At 66.2% G+C, this 22,369-nt stretch carries 19 protein-coding genes; 13 read left to right on the forward strand and 6 right to left on the reverse strand.

Features of this window, described 5'->3' with window-relative positions; genetic code table 11:
* Positions 1-114: 114 nt before the first annotated feature.
* The 3 genes from dnaE to lipA all read left to right on the forward strand — a co-directional run bounded on the left by dnaE (position 115) and on the right by lipA (position 5,124).
* On the forward strand, positions 115-3,582 hold the full coding sequence (dnaE, locus tag IY145_RS19715) for a DNA polymerase III subunit alpha (RefSeq protein ID WP_196409760.1): 3,468 nt from the start codon (positions 115-117) through the stop codon (positions 3,580-3,582).
* 214 nt (positions 3,583-3,796) lie between these two features.
* Positions 3,797-4,138 carry a GlsB/YeaQ/YmgE family stress response membrane protein gene (locus tag IY145_RS19720; RefSeq protein WP_196409761.1) on the forward strand — a complete coding sequence of 114 codons (342 nt, stop codon included), beginning with the start codon at positions 3,797-3,799 and terminating at the stop codon, positions 4,136-4,138.
* An 8-nt stretch (positions 4,139-4,146) separates the two neighbouring features.
* Complete coding sequence (gene lipA / locus IY145_RS19725; protein WP_196409762.1) at positions 4,147-5,124, forward strand: lipoyl synthase; 978 nt, start codon at positions 4,147-4,149, stop codon at positions 5,122-5,124.
* On the opposite strand, the gene IY145_RS19730 is transcribed toward lipA, so the two are convergent.
* Complete coding sequence (locus IY145_RS19730; protein ID WP_196409763.1) at positions 5,051-5,455, reverse strand: DUF488 domain-containing protein; 405 nt, start codon at positions 5,453-5,455, stop codon at positions 5,051-5,053. The two genes, lipA and IY145_RS19730, sit on opposite strands and share 74 nt — an antisense overlap.
* 116 nt (positions 5,456-5,571) lie before the next feature.
* Here IY145_RS19730 and IY145_RS19735 point away from each other — a divergent pair, with 116 nt between their 5' ends.
* Positions 5,572-6,042: a type II toxin-antitoxin system RatA family toxin gene (locus IY145_RS19735; RefSeq protein ID WP_196409764.1), complete on the forward strand. Its 471-nt coding sequence runs from the start codon at positions 5,572-5,574 to the stop codon at positions 6,040-6,042.
* On the opposite strand, the gene IY145_RS19740 is transcribed toward IY145_RS19735, so the two are convergent.
* From IY145_RS19740 to IY145_RS19750, 3 genes are all read right to left on the reverse strand, one after another.
* The gene (locus IY145_RS19740) at positions 6,027-6,527 is read right to left on the reverse strand and encodes a CinA family protein (RefSeq protein WP_196409765.1); all 501 of its coding nucleotides are present in this window, start codon (positions 6,525-6,527) and stop codon (positions 6,027-6,029) included. The two genes, IY145_RS19735 and IY145_RS19740, sit on opposite strands and share 16 nt — an antisense overlap.
* 71 nt (positions 6,528-6,598) lie before the next feature.
* Entirely contained in the window at positions 6,599-8,404 is a 1,806-nt protein-coding gene (locus IY145_RS19745; protein WP_246722113.1) for a methyl-accepting chemotaxis protein, read from the reverse strand.
* Positions 8,405-8,572: 168 nt separating this feature from the next.
* Positions 8,573-9,778, reverse strand: a complete 1,206-nt coding sequence (locus IY145_RS19750) for a bifunctional 2-C-methyl-D-erythritol 4-phosphate cytidylyltransferase/2-C-methyl-D-erythritol 2,4-cyclodiphosphate synthase (RefSeq protein WP_196409767.1) — start codon at positions 9,776-9,778, stop codon at positions 8,573-8,575.
* A gap of 164 nt (positions 9,779-9,942) precedes the next feature.
* Between IY145_RS19750 and dusB the strand changes: the two genes are divergently transcribed.
* The 9 genes from dusB (at position 9,943) to IY145_RS19795 (ending at position 20,544) form a co-directional block, all read left to right on the forward strand.
* Entirely contained in the window at positions 9,943-10,947 is a 1,005-nt protein-coding gene (dusB, locus tag IY145_RS19755; RefSeq protein ID WP_246722114.1) for a tRNA dihydrouridine synthase DusB, read from the forward strand.
* 63 nt (positions 10,948-11,010) lie between these two features.
* Positions 11,011-12,249, forward strand: a complete 1,239-nt coding sequence (locus IY145_RS19760; RefSeq protein ID WP_246722115.1) for a two-component system sensor histidine kinase NtrB — start codon at positions 11,011-11,013, stop codon at positions 12,247-12,249.
* 25 nt (positions 12,250-12,274) lie between these two features.
* Positions 12,275-13,753 (forward strand): nitrogen regulation protein NR(I), encoded by a 1,479-nt coding sequence (gene ntrC / locus IY145_RS19765; RefSeq protein WP_196409769.1) that lies wholly within the window; start codon positions 12,275-12,277, stop codon positions 13,751-13,753.
* 78 nt (positions 13,754-13,831) lie between these two features.
* Entirely contained in the window at positions 13,832-16,081 is a 2,250-nt protein-coding gene (locus IY145_RS19770) for a sensor histidine kinase (RefSeq protein WP_196409770.1), read from the forward strand.
* Between the two features lie 12 nt (positions 16,082-16,093).
* The gene (locus IY145_RS19775; protein WP_196410633.1) at positions 16,094-17,458 is read left to right on the forward strand and encodes a sigma-54 dependent transcriptional regulator; all 1,365 of its coding nucleotides are present in this window, start codon (positions 16,094-16,096) and stop codon (positions 17,456-17,458) included.
* 263 nt (positions 17,459-17,721) lie between these two features.
* On the forward strand, positions 17,722-17,991 hold the full coding sequence (hfq, locus tag IY145_RS19780; RefSeq protein ID WP_196409771.1) for an RNA chaperone Hfq: 270 nt from the start codon (positions 17,722-17,724) through the stop codon (positions 17,989-17,991).
* Between the two features lie 117 nt (positions 17,992-18,108).
* Positions 18,109-19,497, forward strand: coding sequence for a GTPase HflX (gene hflX / locus IY145_RS19785; RefSeq protein ID WP_196409772.1), 1,389 nt, complete (start codon positions 18,109-18,111; stop codon positions 19,495-19,497).
* A gap of 56 nt (positions 19,498-19,553) precedes the next feature.
* Positions 19,554-19,880 (forward strand): multidrug efflux SMR transporter, encoded by a 327-nt coding sequence (locus IY145_RS19790; RefSeq protein WP_196409773.1) that lies wholly within the window; start codon positions 19,554-19,556, stop codon positions 19,878-19,880.
* Between the two features lie 10 nt (positions 19,881-19,890).
* Positions 19,891-20,544 (forward strand): glutathione S-transferase family protein, encoded by a 654-nt coding sequence (locus IY145_RS19795; protein WP_196409774.1) that lies wholly within the window; start codon positions 19,891-19,893, stop codon positions 20,542-20,544.
* A 12-nt stretch (positions 20,545-20,556) separates the two neighbouring features.
* Here the strand turns inward: IY145_RS19795 and mazG are convergent, their stop codons facing one another.
* Both mazG and IY145_RS19805 read right to left on the reverse strand, forming a co-directional pair.
* Positions 20,557-21,375, reverse strand: a complete 819-nt coding sequence (gene mazG, locus IY145_RS19800) for a nucleoside triphosphate pyrophosphohydrolase (RefSeq protein WP_196409775.1) — start codon at positions 21,373-21,375, stop codon at positions 20,557-20,559.
* Positions 21,376-21,679: 304 nt separating this feature from the next.
* A complete protein-coding gene (locus tag IY145_RS19805) occupies positions 21,680-22,351 on the reverse strand; it encodes a cold-shock protein (RefSeq protein WP_210332698.1) in 672 nt (223 codons plus the stop codon).
* Positions 22,352-22,369 lie beyond the last annotated feature (18 nt).

The following is a 22,369-nucleotide window of genomic DNA, read 5'->3' on the forward strand; positions in this document are numbered from 1 at the left end:
AATCGCGAAGCCTGTGCGTAAAATCCGCGGGCGGCGACGAGCGCGTTGCGAATCCGGCCGCTGCGGCGCGATATGGCCGCCGGAGACCGGGGGCGCGTGCGAGGAGGCGGCCAAATGAGCGTGATCGACGAGGTCGGCTTCGTTCATCTGCATGTCCACACCGCCTTCTCGCTGCGCGAAGGCGCGCTGACGCTCACGCGGCTCATCGATCTGGCCCAGAAGGACCAGATGCCGGCGCTCGCCGTCACCGATACGGATAATCTCTTCGGCGCGCTGGAGTTTTCGGAAAAGGCCGCCAAGGCCGGCGTCCAGCCGATCCCGGGCGTTCAGCTCACCATCGATTTCGGCGATGGGACGCAGAGCGCCGTGGGAGCTACGGATGGCCGCGGCCATATCGTGCTCATCGCGCAGTCGGAACGCGGCTACGCCAATCTGATGCGACTCGCCTCGCGCGCCTATCTCGAGCCCGCGCTCGGCGAGGCCTCCCATGTGTCGCTCGACAGTCTCGCGGCCAATTGCGAAGGGCTGATCGCGCTCACCGGCGGGGCCGAGGGCGGACTCGACGCTCAATTCGCGAAAGGCCGGCCGGAGCAGGCGCGCGCGCGGCTCGAGGCGCTGCTGCCCCTGTTCGACGGCCGCCTCTATGTCGAGATCCAGCGCCATGGCCTCGATCAGGAGCGGCGCGTCGAGCCGCAATTGCTCGATCTCGCCTATCGGCGCGGCCTGCCTCTCGTCGCGACCAACGAGCCGTTTTTCGCGACGGCGGCGGATTTCGAGGCGCATGACGCGCTGCTCTGCATCGCCGAGGGCACGGTGACGAGCGTCGCCGAGCGCCGGCGGCTCTCGCCGCAGCATTATTTCAAGACGCGCAAGGAGATGCGCGAGCTCTTCGCCGACCTCCGCGAGGCGACGGATTCGACGGTCGAGATCGCGCGCCGTTCGGCCTTCCGCCCGCTGACGCGCAAGCCCATCATGCCGCGCTTCATGCTGGACGGGGAAGGGGGCGGGGAATCCCTCGAGGACATAGAGGCGCGCGAATTGCGCCGGCAGGCGAAGGAAGGCCTCGAGGCGCGCCTCCTCGCGCAGCCGCCGGCTCCGGGGCAGACGCGCGAGACCTATGACGCGCGCCTCGAATTCGAGCTCGACACGATCGAGAAGATGCGCTTTCCGGGCTACTTCCTGATCGTCTCGGACTTCATCAAATATGCCAAATCGCAAGGGATTCCGGTCGGGCCGGGGCGCGGCTCGGGCGCGGGATCGCTGGTCGCCTATGCGCTGACCATCACCGATCTCGATCCTCTGCGCTTCGGCCTCTTCTTCGAGCGCTTCCTCAATCCCGAACGCATGTCCATGCCGGATTTCGACATCGACTTCTGCCAGACGCGACGCGGCGAGGTCATCGATTATGTCCGCGAGCGCTATGGCGCCGAGAAAGTGGCGCAGATCATCACCTTCGGCTCATTTCTGGCCCGAGGCGTGCTGCGCAGCGTCGGCCGCGTGCTGGAAATGCCGCTCGGGCAGGTGGACAAGCTCGCCAAGCTGGTCCCGCAGAACCCCGCCAAGCCGGTGACTTTGGCCGAGGCCGTCGCCGGCGAGCAGAAATTGCGCGAGGCCATCGACGAGGATGGAAAGGTCGCCCGCCTGTTCAAGATCGCGGCGGCGCTCGAAGGGCTCTATTCCAACGCCTCGACTCACGCTGCGGGCGTCGTTATCGGCGACAGGCCGCTCGACGCGCTGGTGCCGCTCTATCGCGATCCCAAATCCGATATGCCGGCCACCCAGTTCAATATGAAATGGGTGGAGCCGGCCGGCCTCATCAAATTCGACTTCCTCGGCCTCAAGACGCTGACCGTGTTGGCGACCGCCGTCGATCTGGTGCGCCGGCGCGCGCCGGATTTCGATCTCGCCGCCATTCCGCTCGACGACGCCGAAACGTACGCGATGCTCGGGCGCGGCGAGACGGTGGGCGTGTTCCAGCTGGAAAGCGCTGGCATGCGCAAGGCGCTGGTCGAAATGCACGCCGACCATTTCGAGGACATCATCGCCCTGGTGGCGCTGTACCGGCCCGGCCCTATGGCCAATATCCCGACCTATTGCGCCGTGAAGCTCGGCGATGAGGAGCCCGATTACATTCACCCCAAGATCGAGCACATCTTAAAGGAGACATTCGGCGTCATCATCTACCAAGAGCAGGTAATGCAGATCGCGCAGGTGCTCTCCGGCTATTCGCTGGGCGAGGCCGATCTGCTCCGCCGCGCCATGGGCAAGAAGATCAAGGCGGAGATGGACGCCCAGCGCGAGCGCTTCGTCACCGGCGCGGTGGAGCGCGGCCTCACGGCGCAAAAGGCCAGCGATATCTTCGACCTGCTGGCGAAATTCGCCGACTACGGCTTCAACAAGAGCCATGCGGCGGCCTATGCGCTGATCGCCTATCAGACGGCCTGGTTCAAGGCGCATTATCCGGTGGAGTTTTTGGCCGCGTCCATGACGCTGGACAAGGGCAACACCGACAAGCTGGCCGAATTCCGCAATGAGGCGCGGCGGCTCGGCATTGCGGTGGAGCCGCCTTCCATCCGCCGTTCGGGCGTCGATTTCGACGTCGCGCCCGGCTCCGATGGCAATCTCGCCATTCGCTACGCGCTCTCCGCCGTGAAGGGCGTCGGCGAGGGGCAGGCGGAGTCCATTGTGCGGACGCGCGGCGCCGCGCCTTTCCGCAATCTCTCGGAGTTCGCGCGACGGATCAATCCGCGCGAGGTCAATAAGAAGGTATTGGAGAATCTCGCCTGCTGCGGCGCCTTCGACGAGCTGGACGCCGACCGCGCCCGCGTCGTCGGCGCGATCGAGACGATCCTCGCCTGCGCCAATCGCTGCGCCGAGGATCGGCAGGCCGGACAGAATGCGCTGTTCGGCGGCGCCGAGGCGGAGGAGGAGATCGTCCTGCCCAAGAGCCAGCCTTGGACCGCCTCGGAAAAGCTGAAGCGCGAATTCGACGCCGCCGGCTTTTTCCTCTCCGGCCACCCGCTCGACTCCTATGCGGGCGTGCTCGGCCGGCTGCGCCTCACACGTTGGGCCGAGTTCACCGTCGCGGTGAAGCGCGGCGCGACCGCCGCGCGGCTCGCCGCCGTCGTGCTCGACCGCGCCGAGCGGCGGACCAAATCCGGGTCCAAAATGGGCGTGGTCCAGCTCTCGGACGACAGCGGCCAATATGAGGCGATCCTGTTCCAGGAGGGGCTCAACCAATATCGCGACCTGCTCGAGAAGGGCGCGACAGTGCTGGTGACGCTCTCCGCCGCGCTGGAAGGCGAGGATGTGCGGGCACGCATCACCGAGGTTCAGCCGCTCGCCGCCGCGGCCGCGCGGGCGCAAAAGGGGCTGCGCATCTTTCTGCAGGACGCCGCGCCGCTCGACGCGCTGAAGTCGCGGCTGGCGACGCGGGGCGAGGGCGAGGTGTCGATCGTCGTGGCGCTGGAGCGCATGGCCAGCGAGGTGGAGATCAAACTGCCGGGCGGCTATTCCGTCTCGGCCGATGTCGCCGGGGCGCTGAAGACGATCCCCGGCGTCCTCGCCGTGGAGCATGTTTGACGTCCCGCTCGGGAGGCCAGAGCTTTGCTCATTACATTAGGTAATGATGCCGAGTTATTGAAAATACGTAATAAGTCTCTTCACCTGAGATGATGCTTCAACATGCCTTTTCGCGTCCTGCGACGCTGCGCCTCTTCTGGCGCGCGGGCGACGCGCCTATCTTAGAAGCCAATCGCCGCGACGGGCGGCGCTCGCTCCGATCGAGGAGGCGGGAATGGAAGAGGCCATCGGTTTTCTCGGAAGGCCAGACGCGGGTTTCCTGCCGCTCATCGTCATTGGCGCTCTGGTCGGCTGGCTGGTCGGAGCGCTCCTGTGGGGGACAAACTCGCTCTTTGCCGATATGGCGATCGGCGTCGCCGGGGCATGGCTCGGGGCGAAATTCGCCGATCTCGGCGGGCTCGCCGCCGAGGGCTCGATCGGCCATTTCCTCGCCGGCCTCCTCGGGTCCATAATCATCGTCTCCCTCTGGGCCCGAGTCGACGGCGAGAACCGTCGTCACGGCTTCGGACCGCAGCCTCGCGCGCCCGTCCCGCCGGGCGAAAGACCGAGGCGTTAGGCATTGCCATGACCGTTCTGCTCGATCTCCTCCATGACGACCCGCGCAAGCGCGACGCGGCCGCCGCCGCGCGCCATCCGGAAAAAGCGCATCGGCCGGACACGCCCGTCGTGCGCAAGCCGGATTGGATCCGCGTCAAGGCGCCGGGCTCGGCGGCCTGGCGCGAGACCGGGGAGATATTGCGCGGCGGCGGACTCTCGACCGTTTGTCAGGAGGCCTCCTGTCCCAATATCGGCGAGTGCTGGGAGCAAAAGCACGCGACCTTCCTCGTCATGGGGTCGGTTTGCACGCGCGCCTGCGCCTTCTGCAATGTGGCGACCGGCCTGCCGGCGGCGCTCGACCCGACCGAGCCGGAGAGGGTCGCGGAGGCGACGGCCAAGCTCGGCCTCTCCCATGTCGTCGTCACCTCGGTCGACCGCGATGATCTCGACGATGGCGGCGCCGCGCATATCGCCGAGACGATCCGCGCCATACGCGCCGCCTGTCCGACGACGACGATCGAGGTGCTGACGCCGGATTTCCTGCGCAAGGACGGCGCGCTGGAAAAAGTCGTCGCCGCGCGGCCGGATGTGTTCAACCATAATCTCGAGACCGTGCCGTCGCTCTATGTGACGGTGCGGCCGGGCGCCCGCTATTTCCACTCGCTGCGCCTGCTGCAGCGGGTCAAGGAGCTCAATTCCACGATCTTCACCAAATCCGGCCTGATGGTCGGGCTCGGCGAGGGGCGGAACGAGATTCTCCAGGTGATGGACGATCTGCGTGTGGCCGATGTGGATTTCCTCACCATCGGTCAATATCTGCAACCGACCCGCAAGCACCATGAGGTCGCGCGTTTCGTGACGCCGCAGGAGTTCGAGGCCTTCACGACGATCGCCTACGCCAAGGGCTTTTCGATGGTGTCATCCTCGCCGCTCACCCGCTCCTCGCACCATGCCGGCGCAGATTTCGAGAGGCTGCGGGCAAAACGGCTCGGCGCGTCTCGATGATCTCCTTCAGCGCGGCGGCGTTGTTCATCGCCGGCGCGCGGGAGGCGAAAACGAGCGTCACCACCTTGCCGCGGCCGAGCGCGCGCAGGCGCTTCAGCTCCTCCGGGCAGGCCTCGCGCAGCTCGCGCGCATAGCGGGCCTTGAACTCCCGCCAGCGCTGCGGCGAATGCGCGTACCAGCGCCGCAGCCCGTCGCTCGGCGCGACGCGGCGATCCCATTCGTCCAGCTCGGCTTTCGCTTTGGCGAGGCCGCGGGGCCACAGGCGATCGACGAGGATGCGCTTGCCGTCCTCGGCGCTCGCCGGCTCATAAGCGCGCTTGATCTTGAACATGTTTTTCCTCAGGGTCGAAGGCCCCCGGGGAGCGCAGATAGGGCGGGAAGGGCTCGCGTCGCGCGGGCGAAAAGGCGGTTTTCCGGTCTTCCGCAATAGTGGTAATAGCTTCGCCCATGAAGAGCTTCCGCAACCGCCGCCGCGTGAACTTCCGCGCCGACGACATGTTCGCCCTGGTCAAGGACGTCGAATCCTATCCGAAATTCGTGCCCCTCTGCGAGGCGCTGCGTGTGCGTCGCCGCAGCACGACGGAGGACGGCGTGGAGGTGATCCTCGCCGAGATGCAGGTGGGCTTCAAAGCGGTCTGCGAGCGCTTCGCCAGCCGCGTCACCTGCGATCCGAACAAGCGCGAGATCCTCGTCGAATATGTCGACGGCCCGTTCAAAAAGCTCGAGAACCGCTGGACCTTCACCGACGAGCCCGCGGGGCCGGACGGCGCGCCGCGCTCGGTCGTCGATTTCTACATCAATTACGAATTCCGCAGCCGGACGCTCGGGCTCGTCATGGGGGCGATGTTCGACTCCGCCTTCCACAAATATTCGGACGCTTTCGTGAAGCGCGCCGGCGAGGTCTACGGCCGCCGCTGAGCGGCCGCGATCATCAGCTCCAGCGCCTGGACGACCGAGGCCTCGCGGATCGCCTCGCGCGTGCCAGGACCAAAGCGACGCTCGACATGCTCGACGCCGAAGCCCTTGCGCAGACAGGCGAAATGGACGAGCCCGACGGGCTTTTCCTCACTGCCGCCGCCGGGGCCGGCTATCCCTGTGATCGAGACGGCGATATCGGCGAAGGAGCGTTCGGCGGCGCCATTGGCCATGGCCCGCGCCGTCTCGGCGCTGACTGCGCCATAGCGCTCTAGGATATCATGCGGCACGCCGAGCATCTCTTCCTTGGCGGCGTTGGAATAGGTGACGAAGCCGCGGTCGAAGGCGTCCGAGGAGCCGGCGACCTCTGTGATCGCCCCGGCGACGAGCCCGCCGGTGCAGGATTCCGCAGTCGTGAGGCGAAGGCTTTGTGCGCGGCAGAGGTCGAGCAGCCTCGTGGCGAGGACGACAATATCGGGAGCGGACATGGCGTCTGTCGATCTCGGAGCGGGTCGAATGGAAGCATAGTGCGGCTCCCCGCTCCGTCAAAGCGCCGCAGTCATGCGGCGCGCGCGGGATGCGCTTCGACGATCTGCAATCGCTGAACCTGCTCGATCAGCTCTTGCGTGCGATCCGCCAGCGCGGCGCTGACGCTGGAGGATTGGGCGGCCATTGCGGCGTTCTCGCGCGTCGCCTGGTCGATACGCCCGATCGTCGCGCAAATGTCGCCGAGACTGGTCGATTGCTCCTTGGCCGCCGCGGTGATCTCTGCGACCAGCACATTGGTCGCCGCCGTCAGCTGGACGAGCCCGGTCAGCGTGCCGCTCGTCTCCTTGACCAGAGCGACGCCGCGTTCGACCTGCGTCTGCGAATTGGAAACCAGCCGACGGATCGCCTTGGCCGCCTCCAGCGCGCGCTGGGCGAGCGCGCGCACTTCCGAGGCGACGACCGCAAAGCCGCGACCCGCCTCGCCGCTGCGCGCCGCCTCGACGCCGGCGTTCAAAGCCAGAAGATTGGTCTGAAAGGCGATTTCGTCGATGAGATCGACGATTTGACCGATCTGGCCGGAGGAGGCTTCGATGGCGTTCATCGCCGCGATCGTTTCCTGCAGCACGCGGCCGCCCTTCTGCGCGCCGTCGCTCGCGCGCGTCACGAGATCGCGCGCCTCGGCGGTGGTTTCGGCGGTGCGCCTGATCGCATCGGACGAGTGGCCGAGGTCGGCGGCGGCCTTTTCGAGGTCCAGCGCCTGCTTTTCGCTGCGCTCGGCCAGATGATCCGCCACGCGGGCCCCTTCCGTCGTCCTGTCGAGAACGGCCTGGGAGTTCTTGGCGACCGCAGCCATAGCGCGCCGCAGCTTTTCGACGGCGAGATTGAAGTCGGCACGCAGCGGCTCGTATTGCGGCGCGAAGGGCTTTGCGAGCCGGGAGGTGAAGTCGCCGCCCGAGAGCCTCTCGAGCCCATGCGCCAGCGCGGCGACGACCTGCGCCTGCTCATCGGCCGCGCGGCGGCGCTCGGCGTCGCTCGCTTCGCGCAGCTCTGCCGCCAGACGACGTTGCGCCTCGGCCTCTCGCTCCAACCGGCGCTTTTCCTGCGCCGCCGCCTCGAAAGCGCGTAGCGCCCGCGCCATGTCGCCGATCTCGTCGCGCTGCTCGACGAAGGGGATATTCTCGTCGAACTCCTCTTTCGAGGCGCGCTTCAACGCCAGCGCGATCGTCGAGAGCGGTCTGCGGATCTGCGTCGCGACGATCCAGAGCGCGACGATTATGGCGAACGCCGTCGCCGTGGTCGGGACAGCCAGCGTCAACGCCTCGTCTCTGCGTCGGCGGACGTCCTCCGCGCGACGTTCGGTCGAGAGCCGCTCGAGCGTCTCGCGCACGAAGGCGTCCATCTCCGCGATCATGCGCTCGCGATTGGCGATCGTCGCCTCGTCATTCGCCTGAACCAACGCAGCCTTGGGGGAGATCGTCAGGCCGAACTCGATCGTATCGTTCTGATAGGCGATGAATTCGCGTATCGCGAGCGAGAGCCTCGTCTTCTGCTGCTCCGACATGCGATCGCCGGCGCGAGGCAAGAGCGCATCGGTCGATTCGCGCAGCCGGTCGAGCGCCTGTCGCAAGATCACCAGCTTTCGCTGGACATCGTTCTTGTCGTCCGACGAAAACACCGAATTGGCGAGGATCGCCACATGCTGCACGGATTGGGCGAGGCCGCGCACCTCGAGGACGAAATCATAGGCCGCCTCGATCTCATCCGTCTGCCGCGCGTGGAGACGCGATTGCCAGAAGGCGAAAACGGAGAGGCAGAGGGCGACAGCCCCGAGCAGCGCGACGACGCCGCCGAGTTTATGTGCGATGCTCGATTTCATTTGATTGAAAGCCGTGTGGAGGAAGCGACGCGCGAACATGCACAGGGTCGCGTTTCGAAACGGCTAACGTCGCGGTCGATAAGGCATTATTTTTTATGACGGATTTGTGAATGGCCGATGGCCGCGGGCGGATGAGGCCGCCTGCGGACCCGCTTTTTTGAATTGTGCTCAGGGCGTGAGCGCCGGCAGCCGCACCGTCGCCAGCGCCAGCGCCGCCATGCCTTCCTGCCGACCTGTGAAGCCCAGACGTTCGGAGGTCGTCGCCTTCACCGCCACCCGGCCGATATCGATCTCCATGATTTTCGCGAGGCTCTCGCGAATGGCGTCGCGATGCGGGCCGACCTTGGGCGCCTCGCAGACGATGGTGGCGTCGACATGGGCGATGATCCCGCCGCGCTCGCGCACGCGCTTGGCCGCGAAGGCCAGAAATATGGAGGAGGGCGCGCCCTTCCATTGCTGGTCTGAGGGCGGGAAATGCTTTCCGATGTCGCCGTCCGCGAGCGCGCCGAGCAGAGCGTCGGTGATCGCATGAGCGAGCACATCGGCGTCGGAATGGCCGGCGAGGCCATGAGTATGCGGCACCGGGACGCCGCCGAGCCAGACCTCGCTCCCCTCGCCGAAGGCGTGGACATCGTAGCCCTGGCCGGTGCGAATATCCGAGAGCTCGCCGAGCAGCCTGTCTTGCGCGCGCAAAAAATCCTCCGGCGTGGTGAGCTTGAAATTGGCGGCGTCGCCCGCGAACACATGGACCTTGTGGCCGGCGGCCTCGGCGACCATGCCGTCGTCGGTGAGTTCGCCGCCGCTCCCGGCGACGAGCCGATGCGCCTCGAGGATCAGCGGAAAGGCGAAAGACTGCGGCGTCTGTACGAAGCGCAGGCTGGCGCGGTCGGGCGTCGCCGTCACCACGCCTTCCGCGTCGATCTGCTTCACCGTGTCGGCGAGCGGCAGGCCGGGCACAGCCGCGCCATGGGCGCGCGCCGCCTCGATCGCCCGGCCGATGAGCGCCGCATCGGCGAAGGGCCGCGCCGCGTCCTGGATCAGCACGATATCCGGGGAGGCGGAGAGGGCCGCCAGCGCCTCGAGGCCGTTGCGCACGCTTTGCTGCCGCGTCGCGCCGCCGATCGCGGGTGCGAGCAGCCGATCCCGCGCGCCCTCCGAAAGCTCGGCGACGCTCGCGCGGTAGAGCTCGGCGTCGTCGGCGTGGATGGCGACGACGAGCGTAGCCGAAGGCGCAGCTTGGTGCATGGCTTCGAGCGTGCGCGCCAGCACAGACTTGCCGAGGAGCGCACGATATTGTTTTGGAAGGCCGTCGCCCGCGCGCACGCCGCGGCCGCCGGCGACGGTGAGGATCGCAATGGTCGAGGAAGAGCTCATAGAAGGTTCCTCTCCCGCTTTTTCGCTGTCGCGTCAATTTCACCTTGGCGTCAATTTTCGCGAATCTCGGGGATGTACTCATTGCGTACGTATGGCTGTCTGCATATAGTATAGGCACGATGACAACTGATGAAATTATAGGCGAGACCATAGGAGCCACGCCTTTGCGCATCGGTTCGCTTCATCTCGAGGGGCGGGCGCTGCTCGCCCCCATGGCCGGCGTGACCGATCTCGCCATGCGGCGGATCGCATTGCGTTTCGGCGCGTCCGCGGCAGTCGGCGAAATGGTCGGGGCGAGCGCACTGGCGCGTGGCGACGCCGAGGCCCGCCATCGGCTCGACGGCTCCGGCCTCGACACCCATATCGTCCAGATCGCGGCGCGCGATCCGGTCGGCGTCGCCGAGACGGCGCGCCGGGCCGAAGCCGCTGGAGCCACTTTGATCGACATAAATATGGGCTGTCCCTGCAAGCGCGTGACCGGCGGCCTCGCCGGCGCCGCGCTGATGCGCGAGCCCGCGCTCGCCGCCGAGCTGGTGCGCGCCGCCGTGGCGGCGGTCTCGGTTCCGGTCAGCGTCAAAATGCGGCTCGGTTGGGATGATTCTAGCCGTAACGCCGCCGAGCTCGCCCGTCTCGTCGCGGCCGAGGGCGCGGCCATGGTGACGGTGCATGGCCGCACGCGCGCGCAATTCTACGAGGGCAGGGCGGATTGGCGGGCGATCGCCGAGGTCAAGGCCGCCGTCGAAATTCCCGTCGTCGCCAATGGCGACTGCGCCTCGCCGCGGGACGCCGCTGCGATGCTCGCGGCTTCGGGCGCCGATGCGGTGATGGTGGGCCGGGCGGCGCTGGGGCAGCCCTGGCTCGTCGGCGACATCGCGCATTTTCTGGCGACCGGCCGTCGCCGCGCCGCGCCCTCCGCGACAGCGCGGCTCGAGGCGGCGCTGGACCATTTGGACGGCCTGCTCGCGGCCATGGGCGCGAACGCCGGCCTGCGCCACGCGCGCAAGCATCTATCCGCCTACGCCGAGCGGGCGGAAGGAGGCGCCGAAGAGCGCGCGCGTCTGCGCGGGGCGCTCGTCGCCTCCGCCTCGGCCGAAGAAGTCCGTGGACTTCTTCGCCGGCTGTTCTCGCTCGAGCCGGCGCAAAGGGAGCCGGCTCCGGCACATTGCTGACGCGAAAGTCCCATAGAGGATCGGCGCGCGATCCGCGCCCGAAAATGAGTCCGAGGTGTCGAGATGACGGCCGAATCCAACCCGCAGCGGCGCAAGAGCGCGCTCACGACGCCCGTCGGCGCGAGGCTGCGCGTTATCGCCGACGACAATCGCGCCTGCATTCTCGAGGCGCTGCCGAATGTGATCCTGGCGATCCGCCCGGACGGCGTGATCGTCGACGCCAACGCCGCAGCCGAGTCCTTTTTCGAGATCGGCAAGCCGATCCTCATCGGGCAGGAGCTCGGCCGTCTGGTGCCCTTCGGCTCGCCGCTGCTCGCGCTCATCGAGCAGGTGCGCGAGCGCGGCTCGGCGATCAACGAATATCGCATCGACCTCGGCCGCCCCGGAATGGAGGGCGAAAGGCGCGTCGATGTGCATTGCGCGCCGCTGCCCGAGAGCGAGGGTGGCGTGCTGGTCGTGCTGCAAGAGCGCACAATTGCCGATAAAATAGACAGGCAGCTGACCCATAGGGGGGCGGCGCGCACGGTTTCTGGGCTCGCGGCGATGCTCGCGCATGAAATCAAGAACCCGCTGTCGGGCATTCGCGGCGCTGCGCAACTGCTGGAAAGCTCGGTGGGAGACGCAGATCGGGCGCTGACGCGGCTGATCTGCGAGGAGACCGACCGCATCGTCCGCCTCGTCGACCGCATGGAGGTGTTCTCCGACTCGCGGCCGCTCGAGCGCGAAAAGGTCAATATTCATGTCGTTCTCGACCATGTGAAGCGCGTCGCCCGCAGCGGCTTCGCCCGCCACATTCGCTTCATCGAGAATTACGACCCCTCGCTGCCGCCCGTCGCCGCCAATCGCGACCAGCTGGTGCAGGTGTTCCTCAATCTGGTGAAGAACGCCGCCGAGGCGATCGGCGACGCCATAGACGGCGAGATCGAGCTCTCCACCGCCTTCCGGCCCGGGGTCAGCCTGCGCACGCTGGGCGAGAAGCGCCCGGTCGGCCTGCCGCTCGAATTCTGTGTGCGCGACAATGGCCGCGGCGTGCCCGAGGACATAGCCGCGCATTTGTTCGATCCCTTCGTCACCACGAAGACTTCCGGAACTGGCCTCGGACTTGCACTGGTGGCCAAGATCGTCAATGACCACGGCGGCATCGTCGAATGCGAATCTCATCCGAGGCGAACCACTTTCCGTATCCTGATGCCGATGTATCGCAACAAAGACGAGGAGAAACGAGCAGACGAACGACGAGCCAGAAAACAAATTCCCGTCGCCGAGGGACCGGAGCCGGCGCCAAGAGAGCGCCGCTCGTGAGAACGATCTGCTGGAGAAAAATCCGATGACCCACGGCGAGATTCTGGTCGCCGACGACGACGCCGCGATCAGAACGGTGGTCGCGCAGGCGCTGTCGCGCGCCGGCTATGAGGTGCGCACGACCGGCACAGCCGCAACCCTGTGGCGCTGGGTGCAATCGGGCGAGGGCGATCTCGTCGTCACCGATGTCGTGATGCCGGACGAGAACGCTTTCGAGCTTTTGCCGCGCATCAAGAAATTGCGCCCCGATCTGCCCATCATCGTGATGAGCGCGCAGAACACATTCATGACCGCGATCCGCGCCTCCGAGCGCGGCGCCTATGATTATCTGCCCAAGCCTTTCGATCTGAAGGAGCTGGTCGGCATCGTCGGCCGCGCCATGGCCGAGCCGCGCAAGAAGAACGAGATCGACGGCCCGGACGATATGGAGGGCATGCCCCTCGTCGGCCGCTCGCAGGCGATGCAGGAGATCTATCGCTCGCTCGCGCGGCTGATGCAGACAGACCTCACTGTCATGATCAATGGCGAGTCCGGCACCGGCAAGGAGCTGGTCGCTCGCGCGCTGCACGACTACGGCAAGCGCAAGAAGGGCCCCTTCGTCGCCATCAATATGGCGGCCATTCCGCGCGATCTCATCGAGAGCGAGCTGTTCGGCCATGAGAAGGGCTCGTTCACCGGCGCCAATCAGCGCTCTATCGGCCGCTTCGAGCAGGCCGAGGGCGGCACGCTGTTCCTCGACGAGATCGGCGACATGCCGATGGAGGCGCAGACGCGTCTTCTGCGCGTGCTGCAGCAGGGCGAATATACGACCGTCGGCGGCCGCACGCCGATCAAGACCAATGTCCGCATCATCGCCGCGACCAATAAGGATCTGCGCGCGCTGATCCAGCAGGGCCTGTTCCGCGAAGATCTCTATTTCCGCCTCAACGTCGTGCCGCTGCGGCTGCCGCCGCTGCGCGAGCGCTCGGAGGACATCGCCGACCTCGTGCATCACTTCTTCAAAGTGGCGGCGAGCGAGGGCCTGCCGCAGAAATATATCGAGCAGGCGGCGCTCGACCGCATGAAGCGCTATCGTTGGCCGGGCAACATCCGCGAGCTGGAGAATCTGATCCGGCGCCTCGCGGCCCTGCATCCGCAGGAGGTCATCACCGAGCAGGTGGTGGAGCTCGAGCTCGAGCATGAGATGCGTCAGGCTTCGCCCGGCGACCGGCTCCTGCCGGCGACGTCCGTCATGGCGGATATGCCCTCCGACAAGGATTTGACGCTCTCCACCTCGGTCGAGCAGCATCTCGCCAAGCTGTTCCGTGACCATGGCGATCGCCTGCCGCCGCCGGGCCTCTATCATCGGGTCATCCGCGAGATCGAGGTGCCGCTGATCTCCGCCGCTCTCGCCGCGACGCGGGGCAATCAGATCAAGGCCGCGGAGCTGCTCGGCCTCAACCGCAACACGCTGCGCAAGAAGGTCAACGATCTCGACATCCGCCTGATGCGCTCGCCGCGATAGCGCGGACTCCTTCTCCCGCTCGCGGGAGAAGGGAGCGCGCGAGATTGCCACTCCGCGCATCGCGACCTATACAGGCGCATGTCCATGGCGGGAGAGATTCAGGCGCCTGCGCCGCCGGCCGCGCCCAGGAAAAGATCTTGGCGCCTGTGGTTCGGGCCGATCGCGGTCGTCGCGGCAGTGGCCTGCGCGCTCGCGACTTTCTTCGTCATGGCCGAGCTCGCGCCCGTCGCGCCGACCAGCGACGTCGTCTATCCTCTGTTCTTCGCCGACGCGGTCGCGCTGGTCCTGCTCGCCACTCTGGTGCTGGTCAAGGCGGGCTCGCTCATCGGTTCCTGGCGGCGCGGCGCGGCGGCGGCCGGGCTCCATATTCGCATCGTCGGCTTCTTCTCCGTGCTGGCGCTGACGCCGGCCATCATTCTCGCCATCGTCGGCTCGGTGACGCTCGAGCGCGCGCTGAACCCGCAATTCCTCGCCATGGTGAAGACCTCGGTGCATAGCACGGCGGAGGCGGCGCGCGTGTTCCGCGAGACGCAATGCCGCTCGCTGCTGCAGGAGGCGCAGCTCTCCGCCTCGGACCTCGATCGCGCGCGCGCCATGTTCAACGCCGATCGCGGGCTGTTCCACGAATTTTTTGTCTCGCGAGCGCGCTTCCTCGGTTTTTCCGTGGCGGCGATCGTCAAGACCGACGGACAGATATTGGAGCGCGTCGATGTGACGGCCGACGGCTCGGCGATCGTCATCGCGCCGCCGGCTTCCGATTTCGAGGATGCGCGCATAGGCGAGCCGCTCTGCCTCGTCATCGACGACGGGCGCACTTTCGTCGCGCTGCGGCCGCTGTCGACCTTTCCGGACACATTCCTCTATGTGACGCGTCCGGTCGATCCTTTCGGCGTGCAATTTCCGGAGCAGGCGGCGAGCCTCATCGCCACCTATGACGCTTTCGAGGCCTATCGCGGCGCGGTGAAGAAGGCCTTCACCGTCATGTATGCGCTGCTCGCCACCATAATGCTGCTCTCGGCGGTCTGGGTCGGTCTCGACTTCGTCGACCGGCTCGTCGCGCCGATCCGCGCGCTCATCGCCGCGACCGATCAAGTGTCCGCCGGCAATCTCGATGTGCGCGTCGATGTCGAGCGCTCGCACGGCGATCTCGCCCGGCTCGGCGCCGTCTTCAACAATATGACCAGCGAGATCGAGCAGCAGCAGAGCCGTCTGCTCACGGCCAATCGCCAGAACGAGGAGCGGCGTCTGTTCACCGAGGCGGTGCTCTCCGGCGTGCCGGCGGCCGTCATCGGCGTCGACGCGGAGGGGCGGATCAATGTGCTCAACCGTTCGGCGGAGGAGCTTCTCGTCGGCGGAGCGGGACGTGACGGCGCCACGGCGGCGATCGGCGCGCGGGCGGCCGAAGCTCTCCCCGAGATCGCGCCCATTCTGGCCGATGCGGTGGAAGCCTTTCCGCGCGCTATTCAGACGCAGATCAACATCAGGCGCGGCGCCAAGGAGCTGACGCTCGCCGTTCGAGTCACTTCGGCGAGCATGCAGCAGGGGGGCTCGGATTTCGTCGTGACGCTCGACGACATCACCGATCTCGTCACCGCGCAGCGGACCTCCGCCTGGGCCGATGTCGCTCGGCGCATCGCTCATGAGATCAAAAATCCGCTGACGCCGATCCAGCTCTCCGCCGAGCGCCTGAAGCGCAAATATGGCAAGCACATCACCTTCGAGCGCGACATCTTCGACCAATGCACCGACACGATCGTGCGGCAGGTCGACGACATCAAGCGCATGGTCGACGAATTCGCCTCCTTCGCCCGCATGCCCAAGGCGCGGCCCGAGCGCGACGATCTGTGCGACTGCATGCGCCAGGCCTTTTTTCTGACGCGAGTCGCCCATAACGACGTGGAAATGACACTGACACTGCCGGACGCGCCGGTCTTCGCGGTCTTCGACCGGCGGCTCTTGTCGCAGGCGCTCACCAATATCGTGAAAAACGCCGCCGAGGGCATCGCCGCCCGCGAGGACGCCGCGGCGCATGACGCCAAGCGGATCGATATCAGCCTCGGCGTGCGCGACGCAATGGCGGAGATCGATGTGATCGACAATGGCAAGGGATTCCCGGCCTTCAACCGACAGCGCCTGCTCGAGCCTTATATGACGACGCGCGCCGAGGGCACCGGGCTCGGCCTGCCTATTGTCGCCAAGATCATCGAGGACCATGGCGGACGACTCGAACTGCTCGACGCCCCCTCCGGAACCGGCGCCTGTGTGCGCCTGTTCATTCCGCTCGGCGAGGCCGCCGCGGCGGAGGAGGCGCAGGCGCGGACTTCGTGAATGGTGAGGCAGATGGTCAGCGACATTCTCATCGTCGACGACGAGGAAGACATCAGAGAGCTCGTCGCCGGCATTCTCGGCGACGAAGGCCATGGCGTTCGCACCGCCAAGGACGCCGATGGCGCGCTGGCGGCGATCGAGCAGCGCCGCCCGCATCTCGTCTTCCTCGACATATGGCTGCAGGGCTCGCGCCTCGACGGCATGCAGGTTCTGGAGATCATCCAGAAGCAGCACAAAGATCTGCCTGTGGTGATGATCTCGGGCCACGGCAATATAGAAACAGCGGTGAGCGCCATAAAGCTCGGCGCCTATGACTTCATCGAGAAGCCATTCAAGGCGGATCGTCTCCTGCTCGTCGCCGAGCGCGCGCTCGAGGCCTCGCATCTGCGCCGCGAGATCAGCGCGCTGCGCCAGCGCGCCGGCGCCTCGGACCGCATCGTCGGCAGCTCCTTCCCGGCGCATCAGCTGCAGCAGATCATCGCCCGCGTCGCGCCGGTCAATTCGCGCGTGCTCATCACCGGCCAGCCCGGCTCGGGCAAGGAGCTCGCCGCGCGTTGTCTCCATGCGGCTTCGCAGCGCGCCCTCGGCCCCTTCGTCGTCATCAATGCGGCGACGATCACGCCGGAAAATATGGAGATCGAGCTCTTCGGCAGCGAGGGCGGCGACGGGCCCCGTAAGATCGGCGCGCTCGAGGAGGCCCATGGCGGCACGCTCTTTCTCGACGAGATCGCCGACATGCCCAAGGACACGCAGTCGAAAATCCTGCGCGTCCTCGTCGAGCAGACGTTTCAGCGCGTCGGCGGGACGGCGCGCGTCGAGGTCGATGTGCGTATCATCTCCTCGTCGGCGCGCGACCTCGCCTCGGCGATAGAGGAGGGGGCGCTGCGCGAGGATCTCTTCCATCGCCTCTCCGTGGTGCCGATCCGCATCCCCTCGCTCGCCGAGCGTCGCGAAGATATCCCCGAGCTCATCGAATATTTCATGGAGCAGGTGTCGGCGACCTCCGGCATGCCGCGCCGCAAGATCAGCGAGGACGCGCTCGCCGTCATGCAATTGCACGACTGGCCCGGCAATATCCGCCAGCTCCGCAACAATGTGGAGCGGCTGATGATTTTGACCGCCGGCGACGCGACCGCCGAGGTTTCCGCCGATATGCTGCCCTCGGAGATCGGCCAGCTCGTCCCCTCGACGCCGGCCGGCGTGCGTGGCGAGAAACTGATGAGCCTGCCGCTGCGCGAGGCGCGGGAAGTGTTCGAGAGAGAATATCTGATCGCCCAGCTCAATCGCTTCAGCAACAATATTTCCCGAACGGCCGAATTTATCGGAATGGAGCGGTCGGCGCTCCATCGCAAGTTGAAGTCGCTCGCCATCGAATGAGGCGACAAATCTCGCCGATACAAGACCTTGTGAAAATTTCCTATTGGCTCTGCGGCTGTTTGGCTCTAGTTGATGCGTTTCGTCTCGTCGTAAACACGTCGAAACAGCGAGTTACAGGACCGTAAGTGGAGGCCTTTCGCCGCATGAAGGAGTTGCGTCTTGCGCATTGCGCCGGCGCAGTCTCTAATATGCGGTTGGATGGCTATGGACCGATAAGAGCGACGCAAGTCGCCCCGATAACGAAAAACAGAACAGGATAGCCGATGTCCTCCGAACGCGCGCAGAATCTGCAAGATACGTTTTTGAATTACGTGAGGAAGAACAAAGTCCCGCTCACGATTTTTCTGGTCAACGGCGTCAAATTGCAGGGCATCGTGACTTGGTTCGACAATTTCTGCCTCTTGCTGCGCCGCGATGGGCATTCCCAGCTCGTTTATAAACATGCGATCTCGACGATCATGCCCGGTCATCCGATCCATATGTTCGAGCCGGGTGAGGAAGGCGCGGAGAGCGCGCCAGAACGCCATCGCTGAGCGGGATTTCGGAAGATCGGCGCCCGATTTTCCGTTGAAAGTCCCGCGAAAACAATAGACGCTGACAAGATGCGGGGCGAGCCGCCGCCGCGCTTCGCTCAGCGGGTCGAGGTCGGGTTGAGCGAAAAAACATCAGCGTCCGAGGACCGGACCGCCGGCGCGTCCACAAAGGCTCTCGTGGTCGGCCCCTATCCCACGCGCACGCGGCCTTCCGAAGCCGCGGGGCAGGGGGCGGAGCGCGATCCTGTCTCCCGGCTCGCCGAAGCGGTCGGCCTCGCCGAGGCGATCGAGCTCGACATCGTCGGCGAGATCGCCGTCTCTCTGCACGACGTCCGGCCCGCGACCTATCTCGGCAAGGGCAAGGTCGAGGAGATCGCCGAGACGGTGAAAGCCGCCGAGGCGGAGCTGGTGACGATGGATTGCCAGCTCTCGCCGGTGCAGCAGCGCAATCTGGAAAGAGCCTGGGGCGCCAAGGTCATCGACCGCACCGGGCTGATCCTCGAGATTTTCGGCCGCCGCGCCCGCACCAAGGAGGGCGCGCTGCAGGTCGAGCTCGCCCATCTCGCCTATCAGAAATCGCGCCTCGTGCGATCCTGGACCCATCTCGAGCGTCAACGCGGCGGCTTCGGCTTCCTCGGCGGCCCCGGCGAGACGCAGATCGAGACCGATCGCCGCCTCATCGAGGAGCGCATGGCGCGCATCGAGCGCGACCTCGACCAGGTCAAGCGCACGCGCGGCCTGCACCGCAAGAAGCGCCGCGAGGTGCCCTATCCGGTCGTCGCGCTCGTCGGCTACACCAACGCCGGCAAATCGACGCTGTTCAATCGCCTGACCAAGGCCGGCGTGCTGGCCGAGGACATGCTGTTCGCGACGCTCGACCCGACGTTGCGGCAGATTCGCCTGCCGCATGGCGCAAAGATCCTGCTTTCGGATACGGTCGGCTTCATCTCCGATCTGCCGACCATGCTGATCTCCGCCTTCCGCGCCACGCTGGAAGAGGTGACGCTGGCCGACGTCATCCTGCATGTGCGCGACGTTTCGCATCCCGATTGGGAGGCGCAGGCCTCCGACGTCGAATCCATTCTCGGCGAGCTCGGCCTTTCCGGCGAGGCGGGGACGCGCATTCTCGAGGTCTGGAACAAGATCGACGCGCTCGATCCGGAGCGGCTCGCCGCCATGCGCGTCGCCGCGCGCGGCCGCAAGGGCGTCGACCGTCCCTCGCTCGTCTCGGCGCTGACCGGGGAGGGGCTCGACGCGCTGCTCGATCGCATAGAGACGCGACTGGCGGAAGGGCGCGTCCGGCTCGAGGTCGAGCTCGATCCCGCCGACGGCGCCGGCATCGCCTGGCTCCACGCCCATACGGAAGTGCTGGATCGGCAGACTTTGCCGGACGGGAGAGCGCGGCTTGTCGTGCGCGTCGCGCCGGAGCGATTCGACGGGGTGACGCGGCGCTATCCGCAGGCCGAAGTGCGCGCGGAAGCGACGACCCGGCGGCGCGCGCGCTAATTTCATAGGCGCGCCTCGAGCCGCGAGGCGTTCGCACTCCGAGGGGCCTCCGCATCATGGATCGAATCTATCTGGTGATCGCCATTCTCTGCGAGGTCGTCGGAACCTCCGCGCTCAAGGCGAGCGAGGCTTTTTCGAAGCCTTTGCCTTCGATCATCGTCGTCATCGGCTATGGCGTGTCCTTTTTCCTGCTGTCGCTCGCTCTGCGCAGCATTCCGGTCGCCGTCGCCTATGCGATATGGTCGGGCGTCGGCCAAGCGTTGATCGCCCTCGTCGCCTGGTTGGTGTTTCGCCAGACGCTCAATGCCGGAGAAATGGCCGGAATGGGTCTCATCATCGCCGGCGTCATTTTGCTGAGCCTCTTTTCCCAGACCGCCCATTGAGGACGCTTCGATGACTCTCTCCCTGCTCGTCGGCAATAAGGCCTATTCCTCCTGGTCGCTGCGGCCCTGGCTGCTGCTGAAGCAATTCGAGATTCCCTTCGAGGAGACGGTGGTTCCGCTCTATGGCCCGGAGTCGAAAGAGAGGCTCCTCGCCTTTTCGCCGGCCGGGAAGGTTCCGGCGCTACGCAGCGACGACGTAATCGTCTGGGATTCGCTCGCCATCATCGAATTCATCGCCGAGCGCTTTCCCGATCTCGCGATCTGGCCGCGCGATCCGGCGGCGCGGGCTCTGGCGCGCTCGCTCGCGGCGGAAATGCATTCCGGCTTCACCTCGATGCGAAGTGAATTCCCCACCAATTTCCGCCGCGCGCCGCGCCCGATCGCGCCGCCGAGCCGGGAGGCCGCCGCCGATATCGCGCGTATCGACGCCGCCTGGCGCGACGCGAGAGCGCGCTTCGGATCGGAGGGGCCGTTTCTCTTCGGCGCCTTCTCCGCCGCGGACGCCATGTTTGCGCCGGTCGTCTGTCGATTTACGACCTATGTCCTCGAGGTCTCGTCGCAAGCGCAGGATTATATGCACGCGATTCTCGCTCTGCCGAGCTATCAGGCATGGCTGAGCGAGGGACGCGGCGAGCCCTGGGTTCTGGAAAAATTCGAAAAGTGAGCGGGCCGCTGCTCACGCACGCTCGGCGGCTTTCGCCGCGAGCCACAATGCTTCCATCTCGTCTAGCGTCGAATCCTGCGGGCGCGTTCCCTTTTCCGTGAGCGCGCGCTCGATGAAGCGAAAGCGCCGCTCGAATTTGGCGTTGGCGCCGCGCAGCGCCTGCTCGGGATCGGCCCCGACATGGCGGGCGAGATTGGCGACGGCGAAGAGAAGATCGCCGATCTCCTCCGCGACCGCGGGCGAGGGAGGCGCGTCTCCTTCCCCGAGCTCCGCTTCCACCTCCAGCGTCTCCTCGCGAATTTTCTCGAGCACGAGCCGCGCGTCGTTCCAGTCGAAGCCGACCTTGCCGGCCTTCTCCTGCAATTTGATCGCGCGCGTCAGAGCGGGCAGGGCGGGTGGAACGCCGTCCAACAGGCCCGGCGCCTCCTCTATGCCGCGGCGCTCGGCGCGGAGCTGCTTTTCGCGCGCCTTGATCTGCGCCCATTGCACCGAGACGTCGGCCGCCGAGGCCGCGGTTTTGTCGCCGAATACATGTGGGTGGCGGCGGATGAGCTTGTCGGAGATCGCCGCGACGACATCGACGAAGGCGAAAGCTCCGACCTCCTCCGCCAGCCTCGCGTGGAAGACGACCTGCAGCAGCAGGTCGCCGAGCTCCTCGCGGAGATCGCCGAGATCGCCGCGCTCGATCGCATCGACGACTTCATAGGCTTCTTCGAGCGTATAGGGGGCGATGCTCGCGAAGGTCTGCTCGAGATCCCATGGACAGCCGGTTTGCGGCGTGCGCAGGGCCGCCATTATGCCGAGGAGGCGCGCGATTTCATCCTGTGTCATCGATGCGCCTCTGGCCGGCCGAACGGGCGTCTGAAAGCGCGAGCGGCGCGTTGTTTTGACGCAGTCGGTCGCGCAAAAAAGGTGAGGAATTCGAGGCGCTTTGCTCTAGCATCGAGGCCGGATATCGACTGCGCCCTTGGTGTGCAGCCCTCTGCAGTCGATCCGAGGGTCCGGGGCCGTAGTACGCCTTGCAAACGACAGCGCCTCGGACCCGACTTGCGCATCCGAGGTAAATAATCGTCATTGCTGGCAGGCGCGCGCCGCCGCAAGCCGAATTCGGCTTGCGGCTCGCATTTTCAGCGCGTCAGTCGAGCGTGATCGACAGAGCTTCGCGACCCTTTGCCGTGTCGACGACCTGCATCGTCACAGGCTGGCCTTCGGCGAGATGATTGACGCCGGAGGGGCCGAGGATCGAGATATGGACGAAGACGTCCTTGCCGCCGTCGTTCGACTGCACGAAGCCGAAGCCCTTGGTCTCGTCGAACCATTTGACCTTGCCGGTGACCGGCACTGCCGTCGACGGATCGGGAGCCTGACGACGCGGAGGCCGGTCGAAGCCGCCGCCGCTGCTGCTGGGGCTGCGCGGGCGCTCGGCGGTCGCGGTCGAAAGATCGACCTCGAGCACACGCGAGACCTGCTGGCCCTTGACCGAGCTCGCGACCTGCACCTTCAGCTTGGCGCCGGGCGGCAAGGCTTCGAAGCCGGCCGCCTGAACCGCGCCGATATGCAGGAACGCGTCGCCCGTGCCATTGCCGAGCTCGACGAAGCCGAAGCCCTTCTCGGGCTTGAACCATTTCACGACCGCGTCGATCGCGGGCTCGTTGGAAGAAGGGGGCGGCGAATCACCGAATCCGCCACCTCCGCCGAATGGCGACCTCGGCGGCCGGCTGGGCCGCGGGCTGTCATAGCCGTACGGCGGGTCGTCGTCGAACCCGCGTTTTCTGGGTCCCCGGAAGTCTCGACCTTTGCTGCTCATGTCTTGGTACTCGTCTCC

It is taken from the genome of Methylosinus sp. H3A, from assembly GCF_015709455.1.
Classification (GTDB): Bacteria; Pseudomonadota; Alphaproteobacteria; order Rhizobiales; family Beijerinckiaceae; genus Methylosinus.